Genomic DNA, 13,295 nt, shown 5'->3' with positions numbered 1-13,295 from the left:
AAATAAATGAAAAAAATATGTGAGTATATCTGGGATAGAGTGTCTTTTATAGGTACTCTTTTTTCAATTTTAACGATGAAAACTATAAATACAAAGAAGATTGAATGGAGGAATAAATAATGAAATTAGAAAAAGGCGATATTGTAAAAACAGCATTAAGTGAAAATACAACAGTTTTAGATGTGAAGGACAATCAGGCAATATTGTTTTCAGGTACTCAGTTTGTACTTGCAACAGGGATTAAAGAAAACAAGGAAAGCGGGAAATTTGAATGGGATAACGGACGATATGCAAATGATTTAAAAAGCATTTCCGATATGCAAAACAACAACTTTGAAACGATGAAAGAGACCTTATCTTTTTTAGCGGAGTATAATCATAGTGATTTTGTAAAAGGAATTATATCTTTGGAAACAGGAATAGAAAACGAAGATACCCTTGATGTTGCCTATGATAATTATATGAATGATAAGATTATGGGCTTAGTTGATGAAAAATTTTATGATTATATAGATGAAAATGAGATGGAAGCACCTGATTTAGAAAGTGGAAGAGAGAATAAGAATAGTGCTTTATCCGGTGAGGAAAATGTGAAGGAGGATAAGAGTACTATAAATGACAAGTCAAATGAAAATAACGAAAAAGCAAATACTATAAATATCAATGGCAATATTGCTTCGGATATAGACATTAAAAATTTGACATCAAAAGATGGTAAAGATTTTACCGTTGCAAGTTTTGCAATTGCTGAAAATGACAAGGAAGGAAATGTAAAATACACCAACTGTTTAGCTTATAATGATAAGGTAAGCAGTGTGGAAAATTTGAAAAAAGGAGATTTTGTCCATATATTCGGAAAAGAAAAAATCAGTCAGGGAAAGGACGGAAAAAAATATTTGTCTCTTAAAGTTTATTCCGCAAAGCTGCTAAAAGCCAAAGAACAGGTCAAAACAAATCAAAACACAAAGGAAACAAAGAAACCTTCAGCACTTGGTAAGTTAAAGGAGTATAAGGAAAAGGCAGGCGAAAAACCAAGGGAACAGAGCGGTATCAAAAAAGAGAAAAATGTAGAGAGATAAAATTATAAAGTTTTAAAATAGTGGGTAAACAGCTAATAAGGCTGTTTATCCACTATTTTTTTTGTTTTTTATTAGGAATATATGGAAAATAAAGGTTTGATAAATTAGAACGGGAGCGTTATATTATAAGAAAAAGAAAATTATTCAGATAGGAGGAAAATGATATGATTGGTCTGGTTATCATTTTTATAGCCTTAATTATAATATATTTGGGAGTTATCCTGTTTGCAGGAGCCACATTTGTAAAAATCAGCTTGTTTGCACTGGATAAACTTGTAGTATTTATAGCAAGCTGGTACTATACCCACCACTATTTTTCAGTAAAATTCTCATCCGGATATGCCATGTATTTTTGGGATGTATTGGCAGCAATATTGGCAGTAATAATCTATTCCGCTCTGTTTAAAATGATCCATCGAAAACTTGGATTGCTAGGAAAAATCTTAAACTTCGCCATTTCGTTTTTGAGTTCCATGACAGTTTATTGTATCTTGGTAAATGGCTTTATTACAAAGGGAACAGACTATTTTTTGCCTCTGTTAAATCATGACATAGCAAATCAGGTGGTCAATTATATTATAATCACGATCATAGCTCTTGTGGTATGGAAAAGAAGAGAAGAATTCCTTGAGGAAAAGGAAGAATTCAAAGAATATTATATTGTAGAAAAATCTGATGAATGACATCATTTAAATTGAAATCAAGTAGGGATAATCCGTTCTATTCAAAATTCGGATAGAAACGATTATCCCTTACTTTTTTATTTTTCCAAATGATTATCAAGATACAAATCTGTATTTTTCTTTGCTTGCCCAAGCTTGTGAAGCATAGAGTTTTGAGAGGAATATTCTCCCATAAGTGTAGTTTTTTCTTGTTCTAAAAGCATATATTTATCAGATAAATTTTGAATGCTTAATGTTTGATATTTGAAATTTTTGCTCCCTTTCATAGCTGTTTCATAGGCAATGATTTGCGATTTATATTCTTCATAAAAGGCTTTGTTTTCCTTATCTTTCATATACATATCATAAATCAGTTGATTTTCAGAGATCGTATTTTTATTTTCTATTACAGAATAAATGAACTTCATTTCTTTTTCTATGTGTTTTATCTTATCTAATAATTGTTGTCTATCTGATGCCACTTTCTTTAATTTTAAATCTAATTCCTCGTAGGAGTTAACACCAGATTTTCTCATTTCATTTAAGGCAGATGCCATAGTTTTCATATTATGTTTACCTGCCCATACTTCATAGCCTTTAGAGGATTTTACCTTTTCATTGTTTTTCATATCTACAATAGTATCCGGTTTCTTGTACGAGAGTTTTTCATAATGATATTCCTGATTAGCATAAATATGATGTTTATTTGGATCTTTGATTCGTTCCTTGATTCTCTCTTTTGTGTAATCTTTCCCTAAAGTAGATGCTTTTGCACGAGTGAATCTTCCCTTATCTCTTTTATCTTTATGTCTGAAGGAAAGATACTTTCCAATCTTGATTTCATAACCGAAATCTTCCATAGTCTTTAGAAATTCCTCGTAGGTTTTGGATTTTAAAACAGCTTTATCAATCGCAATCTGAAGCTTATTTTTCCAAGAAGTTCCCCTCTTAAATTCGGTATATTCCATATAGCTTTTGCCATTTGTAGAGTATCTGTTCTTAAACCTTTTGTAGTTTTCATCAATAACGGACAAGCCGTTTTCTTTACATAAATCATCGCTGACAGTTCTAATTTGATGATAACTTCTCTTGTTGCTTTGGTAGGCTTTGCCTGTTTCAAAGCTGACATTGTTAAACAGAATATGATTGTGTAGATGTCCCTTGTCGATATGGGTAGTAAGGACATATTCATACTTTCCTTGCAAGACTCTCTCACATAACTCCAGTCCGATTTGGTGTGCCTGTTCAGGTGTAGTTTCTCCCGGAGCAAATGCTTGAATTAGATGTCTTGCTAAAATTTTTGCTTTAGAATTACATTCTTTTTTTGTCTGTTCAAACTCAAGATGAGCTGTTTTAGGATTGCAGCCAAAAGAAGATATAAGGATTTTTTCATCGGTTTTATCTTCATTCATAATATAGTCTAAGGCTAAATATAGTGTTTTTTCTATTGGATGGATTTTTGTAACTGCCATTAGATCTCCTCCGTATTTGTTGTTCCTAAATTCCCTAATTCATACAGCTTTTTGCGAAGAAAGTAGATGTCTTTCCCTTGTTTTTCCAAGAGCTTTTTCAAATCATTGATATCATCTTTGTAGATGATACTTGTTGAATTTACTCTCTTTGCAATCTGATTGATGCTGCCTGTAATTCTTCCGATATTTGTAGACATCTCCTTAAACACTTTCATATCCAGTACAAAAATATCTTTTTCCAATATACATTTCATCATAAACTGGCGAAGGGTTTTACAACCGGACAGTTCATATTTTTTGTTTAAAATTTCAAGCTCATCATCGGAAAGCATTAAATATATTCCATTATTTCTATATCTATTTGCCATAAAAAATCATCTCCTAAAAATTCGTAAAATAAAAGACCTGTAACTAAGTTAAAAAACTTAATTGCAGGTCTAATTTTAAAAATATATTTCTTGTTTGAAATCTCCTGTTCAAATATTAGTTACAATTTATATTATAGCATTATTTTAAGAGTAACTCAAATTAAAAAAATTAGGGTATCATTTTGAGTAAATATATTATACAAGGAGACAAGATATGAACTTAGAAAATCTAGTAGATGAATATTTAAAAGTATGTGAAAATCAAAATAATTTAAACTATAAAACAGTAAAGTCTTATAAACTGGACTTAAAACAATACATGGTATTTTTGGATAAGGAAGAAAATTATTATAGAAAAGAGATATTATGCAAATACATAGAAATGTTACATACAAAGGATTATAGAGTGAAAACAATTAAAAGAAAGATAGCAACTCTGAAAGCTTTTTTCTCATATCTTGTATATGAGGACATATTAGAATACAACCCTTTTGTAAAAATAAGATTAAGACTAAAGGAACCTGTTATTTTACCCAAAACAATACCTATAGTATATTTAGAAAACTTATTTAAATGTTTATATGATGAAAGAGATAATGCCGATAAAAACACATATAAATACAAAGCACTTTCTAGAGATATTATAATCTTAGAAATATTAATAAGTACTGGAATAAGAATTAGTGAGTTATGTGACTTAAGAAAGGAACAAATTTCATATAGTGAAAGGATGATTAGAATTTACGGGAAAGGTGATAAAGAGAGAATATTACCGGTGTATAATGAAAATCTATGGAAAGAAATAAAACAATATGAGGAATTATTTGGATTAGAAATTAAAGGATATTTCTTCATAAATAGAATCAATAATAAATTGTCAGATCAGTCAGTGAGAAATATGATTAAAAAAAATTGTAAGAAAGCAAGTATACCAATTAATATAACACCTCATATGTTTAGGCATACATTTGCTACGCTTTTATTAGAAAATGATGTTGATTCTAGAAATATACAGCAAATATTGGGACATTCAAGCATAACAACGACACAAATTTATACGAATATAACTTCTAATAAAAAAATTGAAATAATGAAATACAAAAATCCAAGATTAAAAATATCTACCAATAAAGGATAATTTATTATTATGAGTGATTTATTAAAAGGAAATAAAGTTCAGAAAACAGCTTATAGAAATTATAAAAATAATAATCCTTGGCCAGTAAATGATACTTGGCATTATGCTACACATCTTATAATAGAAAAATTTGTTGCAAATTGGGTAAACCAACATACATATGAAAAATCAATTTGTCTAAATATAGGATCTGGGTTAAGCAAATATCCTGTTAAAGGAACTTTAATACAAATGGATATTATAAGTGAATATGTTGAAAATGAACCAAATTATATTGTCGGAAGCTTAGAAGATATCCCTATTGAAGATAATAGTGTAGAATTTATTATTTGTGTTGGAAGTGTTCTAAATTATTGTGATGCCATTCGTTCTATTAATGAAATTAAAAGAGTATTAAAGAAAAATGGAAAAGCTTTAATTGAATTTGAACGTTCAAATAGTGCCGAATTTTTATTAACAAAAGATTATGGCTCTGCTGTTTTTTTGAAAAAATATAACTACAATAATCAAGAACACTTACTATGGATGTATAGCGAAAAATATATAAAAAAAAATATTATTGCATAATGGTTTTAAAATAGAAAACACTTATAGATTTCATGTACTATCTTCTCTTATATATAAACTAGGAGTTAGCGAAAAAGAATCATCTAAATATTATAAACTTGATGATTCTTTTCAGCTATTGTCATATCCGTTTGCCCATAATGTTATAATCGAAATTACTAAGTGATTTTATTTTTTACAATTGTCAGCAATGCTATAATCCCGGTAATCATTGTTATTGCATTTACTAAAGTTGATATATATTTGGTAATACTCAATTCATCTTGAAAATAACATAATAAAATCGAGCTTAAACTTAATGCTACCCAAATTACACATACTAAATATTTCCTGATATTCTTTTTCTTTTGTTTAGATAAAGTTATTGTTTCAGGTTTTATCTGATTGCATATTCCCTTATCAAACAATCGGCAATTAACCGAATATATTTCTTCAACATATGCCTCTGGAGGGTATTCATTATTGAGCAAAGCAAGACTATTATTGAACGTTTCTATAATTTCTTTTTTATTATCTGTATAATGCAAATACCACTGCAAATAGTGTTCCTCATATATTTCTGATATTAAGGACATATAAAAATTTTTATTATATACATATGAGTTATCTTCACATGAGTCTGCTTTTTTTATAGCTAGGCTATATTCAAAGAACTCTAATGTTTTGCCCATACATGGTTGTTTATACGGTATGTTTAATATATGAAATTGTTCAAATGATAAAACTTGCCTAAAATAATTGCTATCCGTTTCAATGAGTTTTTTTCCATGTTTAAGTAAAGATAATTCGGTCACAATAAATTCTATGAATAGCTGTTTGGAATTCAAAGTCCTATTTATTTCTTCAAAAATCATCTGGTAAAAATTATAAAATAGTGTGTGATTTCTACTTTCCGTACACAGATAATCTAGCATTAATACTTTATTTTTCTTTAGATATGCGTATTCTGCAAATCCGCACACTTCTCCATTAAGATACAATACGAAAAAAAACATAATTCTATTTTCGTCATACCTTTTTGAAATATAATCCATAATTTGATTTGTATCGGTCTGGGCAAACTTATCCACTGTTTTTGAATATATACTTAAAGCCTTTATTAAATCGGATTGTTTGGCTCTAGATGCGTTTTTTATGTTATAACATACATTCATTTCATCCTACCACTCATAATAATAAATTATCCTTTACTCATATTTTATATGAATATTATACAATATTATTTGAATTTTTACAATGTAATGAAAGGGGTTTGGGGGATTTCCCCAACAAGCTAAATTGACAAAATAGCCCGATGCCGATGCAAGGGTTAAGTCAATTTTTTCGTAAGTGCATATGCACTTACTGTGCTTGCTCCTATACTATTAGTACTAGAGCAACTCTAAGCATATAATTGTCTCTATTGGGAATATTATAGCATAAAACCATGATATTTGGTATAATAAATTATCTTATTTATTAAAGAATAATAACATGAAGGAGCTTAACGTGATAAAGAATAATATAGAACTCGATGTAAAAACAAAATGTATTGAAGCAGAAATTACACAGGCAAAGTTGTCGAAACAAATTAATACATCTGCTCCATATGTAAATCGAGTAATTCGTAATAAAGAAACTATTGTTAACAACACATTCGTAAAAATAATGGAAGCCTTAGGTTATGATATAGAGCTGAGATATATAAAGCGGAATGAATGTGAAAGAAAAAATAAATGTTCGAATAATTTTAAGGAGATAATTGAGATATGAAAAGAAAAATATATATTATTGAAGATGATAGTTCAATAAATCGAGGGATAGAATTGACGCTTGGAAGTAAAGAATATGATTTTGTAAATTTTTATAATTTATCAGATGTTAAAGATATACAGTGTGCAGATCTTATAATATTGGATATCAACCTTCCAGATGGGAATGGATTGGATTTTCTTAAAGAAATTAGAAAATACTCACGAAAACCAGTGCTAATTCTGACTGCAAATGATACAGAAATTGGCGAAGTAGAAGGTCTTCAATTGGGAGCCGATGATTATGTGACGAAGCCGTTTTCTCTAATGGCATTAAGGCTACGAATAGAAAAACTCCTATCAAGAAGTACAGGTGATAATGCATACCGGAAATATGGCTTGGATTTAGACTTTGACTCGTTTGTATTTAAGAGCAATGGCATTGAGTTTGAACTCAGTAAAACAGAGATTCGATTACTGAAATATTTAGTTGAAAATGAAGGTGTTATTTTATCCAGAGAAAAATTGATTGACCATGTGTGGCAGAATCAGATGTTTGTAGATGAAAATGCACTCTCGGTAGCAATAAAAAGACTTCGTGATAAGATTGATAATGGAGAAGCTAAATTGATACATACTGTTTATGGGTTAGGATATGTTTTCAGATTGGAGTAGATAATGTTTGGGAAAAATGAATATGATGCTTTAAATAAAATGTTGGATTCTGCGATAAGCGGTGATTTTAAGGAAGAACGTTTTGATGAAACGGAGCTGTCAAAATTTCAAACTAAGTTTATGCGTTACCTCACCGGGTCGTCCATGTCCGAAAAGAAAATTAGAGAAGAAAAGGACAAACTAAAACAATTAATTACAGATATCTCTCATCAGACGAAGACTCCGTTAACAAATATTATTATGTATTCTGAATTGCTTAATGAAGTGGCGGAAGATATCGGAATAAAAGAGTATGCGATGGAAATCAGTTTTCATAGTAAAAAATTAGGAGAACTAATAAATGCATTAACAAAGATGTCAAGGCTTGAGGGCGGAATGTTTCAGTTTAAAGAAAGAGATGTTTTAATTAAGCAGATAGTTACAAATGTAATGAATCAAGCTTATCCAAAAGCTTCTTGTAAAAATATAAAAATAGACCTTGATGTCGATTCGGGTTTAATGATAAAAGCGGATGAAAAATGGGTGATAGAAGCTGTATTCAATATCTTAGATAATGCCGTTAAGTATTCTGAAGATAACACGAAGATCAAGATTCATACATTTTGTTATGAAATGTTTTGTGGAATAAGTATTACGGATCAAGGTCAAGGAATATCGGAAGATGAGATCCCAAAGATTTTTTCCAGATTTTACAGAGGAAGTCTTGCAAGGGATAAGGAAGGGATCGGTGTCGGGTTGTTTCTCTCACGCAATATTATAGAAGGTCATGGCGGATATATTAAGGTTAAATCCAAAGTAGGCGTTGGCAGTACTTTTGATATTTGTTTTCCAAATCTTTCAATAATGAAAGATTGACGAAATAATCTGGAAAGAATAAAGAGTTATGCTAAGTATATAGGTGCTTAGCATTTTCTTTTTATATGGAGGGATGAATATGGAAGTATTAAAAACAAAATCACTAAAAAAATATTATAGTCCATCCGAGGTTATCGTAAAGGCTATTGATGGAGTGGATATTTCAGTGTCTCATGGAGAATTTGTGGCGATTGTCGGTTCCAGTGGCAGCGGTAAATCTACTTTGCTTAACATGCTTGGAGGGTTGGACAGACCAACCGATGGATCCGTACTGGTTGATGGAAAGGATATATTTTCATTTAAAGACGAAGAGCTAACTATCTTTAGGCGAAGAAAAATAGGATTTGTTTTTCAGGCGTTTAATCTTGTTCCGGTGCTTAATGTTTATGAAAATATTGTTCTTCCGATAGAACTAGACGGCAATGAGGTAGACGAAGATTATGTAAATGAAATTATTAATGCATTAGGTCTGGGTGAAAAAGTAAGCAGCATGCCTAATCAGTTATCAGGAGGACAGCAACAAAGAGTAGCGATTGCTAGAGCACTTGCTACGAAACCTTCTATCGTACTTGCAGACGAACCGACCGGGAATTTAGATTCAAAAACGAGTCAAGATGTCATCGGACTTTTGAAAGTGACAAGTAAAAAAATCCATCAGACAGTAGTTATAATCACTCATAATGAGGAGATTGCTCAAACAGCGGATCGCATTATCAGAATAGAAGACGGTCGTGTTGTTTCAAAGGGCGGTGGTTTTGATGCGTAATATAAATAATCGAAAATGGATTTCGAATATAAGTAAAAAGAGCATGAAGGCTAATAGGAAACGAAATTTAATATTGATCCTTGCTATTTCGCTCACAGCTTTCATGGTGACTGCAGTATTTACCGTTGCAGGAAGCATGATAACCGGCATGGAAAAGTCTACGATGTATCAGGTAGGAAGTGACTTTCACGCAGGGTTTAAGTTCTTAACACAAAAGCAATATGATAAGCTTTCAAGGGACAATAAAATAAGTGAACTCAGCTATAGCATTATCGTGGGGCAGTCTACCAATGAAGAACTTCGTGAGGATTATACCGAAATCAGATACACGGGTGAAGGAAATGCCAAGCATTCATTTTCTTTTCCTGAAATTGGAACCCTTCCCCAAAAAGAAAATGAAATTGCAACTTGTATAAATGTGCTTGATGACTTTGGGCTTTCACATGAAATAGGTCAAACGATTCGCTTGCAAATAGACAATGGAATTGATACATATGAAGGAGAATTCCTTGTCAGTGGAATTTGGAAAAAGCCTACCGCAACATTGGCTAATCAAATATATGTGTCTAAAGAATTTCAGGAGAAGTTCTCTCCGACTTGGCAAAATGAAGTAGATATGAAGAAGTTTATGGATGTAGACTCCTATGCTGGATCTATTAATCCCGGATTTAACTTTAATAATGCATTTAATATCAGTGGTAAAATGGATGAGTTAAAAATGCGTCTTGATTTCGGAAAAGAAATTAATGAAGGCGTGAATTGGGCGTATTCTACATCATCGATAGATCCAACAAGTATGGCTCTTATGATATTCTTACTTTTTATAATTATGATTTCAGGATATCTGATTATCAGTAATATTTTTAATATATCGATAACAGCAGATATTCACCATTATGGTTTGCTTAAAACTATTGGAACGACAAACATACAATTGAAAAAGATTGTAATTAGGCAAGCAATTATGATCAGTATTATTGCAATACCAATTGGTTTGCTCATTGGCTATCTTGCTTCAATGATAATGATTCCATTGATTATCAGTAATATGATTAGTATTCCTGTTACAATGAAGTTCAATATATGGTTCTTTGTAGTAAGTGGGATTTTTTCATGGATAACTGTTCGCATAAGCTGCATAAGACCATGTAGAATTGTAAAGAAAATATCCCCGGTTGAAGCTGTAAGGTACATAGGGTACTCGAATTCAATCAAGAGAAAAAATAAAAGAACTCATAAAGTCACACCAGTAACGATGGCTTGGCAAAATATAGGACGTAATAAAAAAAAGACAATTTCTGTCATTCTTTCTATGGCTCTGAGTATTATTATGTTGAATATAACGGTATCTTTAGTTGCAAGTTTTGATGAAGATAAATATGTGAGCAGCTTTGCGAGTTCGGATTTTACCGTTGCGGATGCTTCGCTGTTTGATAGATATTTAAAGGCAGTTGAAAATGAAGGGGTAAGCGAAAGTAACATCGAATATTGCAAAAAAATGAATGGCATAGAGGACATAGGTGCGGTGTATATGTCGACGGGATTTCATAAGGTAGATGGTTCAGTTTTAAAGAAGGTACTAAATTTTTACGAGACTATCAAAAATAAAATCAATTCCGACGAAGCAAAAGAGCTTGAAACTCGTATTTTTGACAGTCATGAGATATATAGCTGCGTATATGGAATAGATCAGATTGTTTATGACAAACTTGAAATGGATGCAGGAAAACTTGATTGGGAAAAGTTTAAAACAGGAAAGTACGTTGTTATATCAGCTCCAATAGAAGGTTCTAAAGATGATGCTGAAGTAGCATTTTACAAAATTGGTGATAATATCAATGTTGAAATGCCAGATGGTTCAACAAAGTCATACGAGGTGATAGGGATTGGAAAAATTCCTTATGCCATGGGGTCGGGGTATTCATTTACGATAGATATCAATATCATGCTTCCCTCTGAAGAATATCTGGCACATTCACAGAGCAAGGGGGCGATGAAACTTTTCATGAATGTTGATGATGATAATATTGATAAGGTGGAAGCGTCTTTAACTGAGTACTGCGAAAATATAAAACCGCTTCTTGATTTTGAATCGAGAAATAAATATAAAGAAGGATTTAAGGAAATGCAGCAAACATTTCTATTGATAGGAAGTGCGATGAGTTTAATACTTGCCCTAATAGGAATCTTAAATTTTATTAACCTAACATATACATCAATAAATGAACGAAGTAGAGAACTGATGACGCTTCATGCAGTAGGGATGACATACAAGCAGATAAAAAATATGCTTTCTGCTGAAGGTGTGATAAGAATAATTTTTACTTTTATAGCTGTATTTACAATTGGAATTGGATTAAACCGCACAATAGTCAATATGATTGCTGGACAAATGATAATGTTTAAATATCAATTTGTTGTATGGCCAATGTTAGTATCAATTCCAATATTTTTATTGATAGCAGTAGTAATTCCTAAAATGTTTAGTTGGCAAAATAGAGCATAATCACTTAAATAAATAGCTATATGGAATGGAGGAGAATAAGAATGCAAATCCCTTTATACTTAGCGAAGAAAAATCTGGATAGGAAAAATTGTTGTTTTTCCTATAATAAGAAGAAAAATCTGGATAGGAAAAATTGTTGTTTTTCCTATAATAATATGTACATTTGTTTGCGATCATATAAACTTTTTAGAGCAATTAAATAAATTTAAGAAAAGAGAATATTTTTTATATTTTAGAGGACTTCTTATGCCCGAGTGTAGAAGTCCTCCTTTTTTTGCCTGAAAACAGTCAGTCAAAAGAAACGGAGGACTTCAAAATGAAAAAAGAATTTTATCTATATGTAAACGGACAAAAGGTAAAAGTCAGTGAGGAGATATACAAAGTCTACTGGCGGGAAAGAGAACATGAAAAGTATTTAGAGCAGGTGGACAGAAAAAACCACTTGCTCTTTTTTTCGTCCTTGGATCAGGATGGACATTTCGCAGAGAATATCATTGATGAAAGCGTTGATGTTGAAAAAATTGTGGAAACGCAGATGATGATTGAAGCGGTCAGAAACGCTATATCAAGGTTAAATGCAGAAGAAAGGGACATCATAGAGCGGTTGTACTTTCAGGACGAAACTCTTTCGAGTATTGCAAGAAGAAAGAAAGTGAGTTATCAAGCTATACAATGGCGTAAGAATAATATATTGAAAAAACTGAAGTTGTTGTTGGAAGATTTTTTGAGATAATCGCCTTGTAGATGAGGACAGATTTTCCTTTATAAAGTAAAGGGAGATCTGTCTTTTTATTTTTACTCAATAGAGAGTTTGACATTGAATAGAACTTAAAGTCCCCTTTTTTAAAAAGCTGTTAAGCAATTGTTCTTTGACAACTGAATAGACCAAGGTAGGACTTTATCTGCTTGTGGAGAATTATGACTTACGCCAAGACCTTTCTGCTGAAAGATTTCGGTTTTATGAATACTGGTTAAACCAAGGAAATAAGAAAGTGAGCGACAAATAAGAAAACATAAAAAACAGATGTGGCAGTCTGTTCGTTGATACAAGCAGTGATAATGATACTTCAATAGTTTATGCCGGCTCGTCTGGAATAAGAGGCGGAGGTGAGATTCCTATGTTGTCAGCCAAGACACCTACTAATGTCATAAAACTTTTAAATAAAATAAAAAGCAAGCTGTTGACATAAATATAGATTTTTAGGGGGTGAATTTAATGAAAAATAAAGTCAATCATAAAAGATTTGTTAGATATAAAGAGGGCGCGGAACTGTATTCGATGTGTCAGACAAAGTTTGAAGAAATGGCAAAAGAAGCAGGAGCAGTTTATAAGCTAAACAAATTAGTTTTGGTAAATTGCGATATTTTAGATGAGTATTTAGAGACCTTTCGTTTGATACCGTACCAGACATAGACGTATTAAATTGTGAAATGTATTGACAAAATGTCGGACAAAAAGTATAATGTAGTTAAATTA

Annotated in this window: 14 protein-coding genes; 11 read left to right on the top strand and 3 right to left on the bottom strand. The window is 31.3% G+C overall.

Annotated features, from left to right (window positions below; all coding sequences use genetic code 11):
* Positions 1-119 precede the first annotated feature (119 nt).
* Together HMPREF0389_RS02205 and HMPREF0389_RS02200 are read left to right on the top strand one after the other, a co-directional pair.
* Complete coding sequence (locus HMPREF0389_RS02205) at positions 120-1,079, top strand: single-stranded DNA-binding protein (RefSeq protein ID WP_014262110.1); 960 nt, start codon at positions 120-122, stop codon at positions 1,077-1,079.
* A 164-nt stretch (positions 1,080-1,243) separates the two neighbouring features.
* A complete protein-coding gene (locus HMPREF0389_RS02200) occupies positions 1,244-1,762 on the top strand; it encodes a hypothetical protein (protein WP_014262109.1) in 519 nt (172 codons plus the stop codon).
* Positions 1,763-1,839: 77 nt separating this feature from the next.
* Here HMPREF0389_RS02200 and HMPREF0389_RS02195 read toward each other — a convergent pair whose 3' ends face one another.
* Together HMPREF0389_RS02195 and HMPREF0389_RS02190 are read right to left on the bottom strand one after the other, a co-directional pair.
* The gene (locus tag HMPREF0389_RS02195) at positions 1,840-3,213 is read right to left on the bottom strand and encodes a relaxase/mobilization nuclease domain-containing protein (protein ID WP_014262108.1); all 1,374 of its coding nucleotides are present in this window, start codon (positions 3,211-3,213) and stop codon (positions 1,840-1,842) included.
* On the bottom strand, positions 3,213-3,581 hold the full coding sequence (locus tag HMPREF0389_RS02190) for a plasmid mobilization protein (RefSeq protein WP_014262107.1): 369 nt from the start codon (positions 3,579-3,581) through the stop codon (positions 3,213-3,215). The genes HMPREF0389_RS02195 and HMPREF0389_RS02190 overlap by 1 nt, the downstream gene beginning before the upstream one ends.
* 214 nt (positions 3,582-3,795) lie before the next feature.
* Between HMPREF0389_RS02190 and HMPREF0389_RS02185 the strand changes: the two genes are divergently transcribed.
* Both HMPREF0389_RS02185 and HMPREF0389_RS02180 read left to right on the top strand, forming a co-directional pair.
* Positions 3,796-4,719, top strand: coding sequence for a tyrosine-type recombinase/integrase (locus tag HMPREF0389_RS02185; RefSeq protein ID WP_014262106.1), 924 nt, complete (start codon positions 3,796-3,798; stop codon positions 4,717-4,719).
* A 9-nt stretch (positions 4,720-4,728) separates the two neighbouring features.
* Entirely contained in the window at positions 4,729-5,286 is a 558-nt protein-coding gene (locus HMPREF0389_RS02180) for a class I SAM-dependent methyltransferase (protein ID WP_014262105.1), read from the top strand.
* Between the two features lie 158 nt (positions 5,287-5,444).
* On the opposite strand, the gene HMPREF0389_RS02175 is transcribed toward HMPREF0389_RS02180, so the two are convergent.
* Positions 5,445-6,440 carry a hypothetical protein gene (locus HMPREF0389_RS02175; RefSeq protein ID WP_014262104.1) on the bottom strand — a complete coding sequence of 332 codons (996 nt, stop codon included), beginning with the start codon at positions 6,438-6,440 and terminating at the stop codon, positions 5,445-5,447.
* 334 nt (positions 6,441-6,774) lie between these two features.
* On the opposite strand from HMPREF0389_RS02175, the gene HMPREF0389_RS09075 reads away from it, so the two are divergent.
* From HMPREF0389_RS09075 to HMPREF0389_RS02140, 7 genes are all read left to right on the top strand, one after another.
* On the top strand, positions 6,775-7,038 hold the full coding sequence (locus tag HMPREF0389_RS09075) for a helix-turn-helix domain-containing protein (protein WP_014262103.1): 264 nt from the start codon (positions 6,775-6,777) through the stop codon (positions 7,036-7,038).
* A complete protein-coding gene (locus HMPREF0389_RS02165) occupies positions 7,035-7,691 on the top strand; it encodes a response regulator transcription factor (RefSeq protein ID WP_014262102.1) in 657 nt (218 codons plus the stop codon). Before HMPREF0389_RS09075 ends, HMPREF0389_RS02165 begins: the two co-directional genes overlap by 4 nt.
* Positions 7,692-7,694: 3 nt before the next feature.
* Positions 7,695-8,546: a sensor histidine kinase gene (locus HMPREF0389_RS02160; protein ID WP_014262101.1), complete on the top strand. Its 852-nt coding sequence runs from the start codon at positions 7,695-7,697 to the stop codon at positions 8,544-8,546.
* A 79-nt stretch (positions 8,547-8,625) separates the two neighbouring features.
* The gene (locus tag HMPREF0389_RS02155) at positions 8,626-9,312 is read left to right on the top strand and encodes an ABC transporter ATP-binding protein (protein ID WP_014262100.1); all 687 of its coding nucleotides are present in this window, start codon (positions 8,626-8,628) and stop codon (positions 9,310-9,312) included.
* Positions 9,305-11,818, top strand: a complete 2,514-nt coding sequence (locus HMPREF0389_RS02150; RefSeq protein WP_014262099.1) for an ABC transporter permease — start codon at positions 9,305-9,307, stop codon at positions 11,816-11,818. The genes HMPREF0389_RS02155 and HMPREF0389_RS02150 overlap by 8 nt, the downstream gene beginning before the upstream one ends.
* Before the next feature lie 316 nt (positions 11,819-12,134).
* Positions 12,135-12,551, top strand: coding sequence for a sigma factor-like helix-turn-helix DNA-binding protein (locus HMPREF0389_RS02145; protein WP_014262098.1), 417 nt, complete (start codon positions 12,135-12,137; stop codon positions 12,549-12,551).
* Between the two features lie 483 nt (positions 12,552-13,034).
* Positions 13,035-13,232, top strand: a complete 198-nt coding sequence (locus tag HMPREF0389_RS02140) for a DUF6462 family protein (protein ID WP_014262097.1) — start codon at positions 13,035-13,037, stop codon at positions 13,230-13,232.
* Positions 13,233-13,295 lie beyond the last annotated feature (63 nt).

The organism is Filifactor alocis ATCC 35896, assembly GCF_000163895.2.
Classification (GTDB): domain Bacteria; phylum Bacillota; class Clostridia; order Peptostreptococcales; family Filifactoraceae; genus Filifactor; species Filifactor alocis.
This window is presented reverse-complemented; position numbering and strand designations above follow the sequence as displayed.

Coding starts and splice junctions, on each gene's coding strand:
- HMPREF0389_RS02205 (WP_014262110.1), top strand. CDS start 120: ATGAAATTAGAAAAAGGCGATATTGTAAAAACAGCATTAAGTGAAAAT.
- HMPREF0389_RS02200 (WP_014262109.1), top strand. CDS start 1,244: ATGATTGGTCTGGTTATCATTTTTATAGCCTTAATTATAATATATTTG.
- HMPREF0389_RS02195 (WP_014262108.1), bottom strand. CDS start 3,213: ATGGCAGTTACAAAAATCCATCCAATAGAAAAAACACTATATTTAGCC.
- HMPREF0389_RS02190 (WP_014262107.1), bottom strand. CDS start 3,581: ATGGCAAATAGATATAGAAATAATGGAATATATTTAATGCTTTCCGAT.
- HMPREF0389_RS02185 (WP_014262106.1), top strand. CDS start 3,796: ATGAACTTAGAAAATCTAGTAGATGAATATTTAAAAGTATGTGAAAAT.
- HMPREF0389_RS02180 (WP_014262105.1), top strand. CDS start 4,729: ATGAGTGATTTATTAAAAGGAAATAAAGTTCAGAAAACAGCTTATAGA.
- HMPREF0389_RS02175 (WP_014262104.1), bottom strand. CDS start 6,440: ATGAATGTATGTTATAACATAAAAAACGCATCTAGAGCCAAACAATCC.
- HMPREF0389_RS02165 (WP_014262102.1), top strand. CDS start 7,035: ATGAAAAGAAAAATATATATTATTGAAGATGATAGTTCAATAAATCGA.
- HMPREF0389_RS02160 (WP_014262101.1), top strand. CDS start 7,695: ATGTTTGGGAAAAATGAATATGATGCTTTAAATAAAATGTTGGATTCT.
- HMPREF0389_RS02155 (WP_014262100.1), top strand. CDS start 8,626: ATGGAAGTATTAAAAACAAAATCACTAAAAAAATATTATAGTCCATCC.
- HMPREF0389_RS02150 (WP_014262099.1), top strand. CDS start 9,305: ATGCGTAATATAAATAATCGAAAATGGATTTCGAATATAAGTAAAAAG.
- HMPREF0389_RS02145 (WP_014262098.1), top strand. CDS start 12,135: ATGAAAAAAGAATTTTATCTATATGTAAACGGACAAAAGGTAAAAGTC.
- HMPREF0389_RS02140 (WP_014262097.1), top strand. CDS start 13,035: ATGAAAAATAAAGTCAATCATAAAAGATTTGTTAGATATAAAGAGGGC.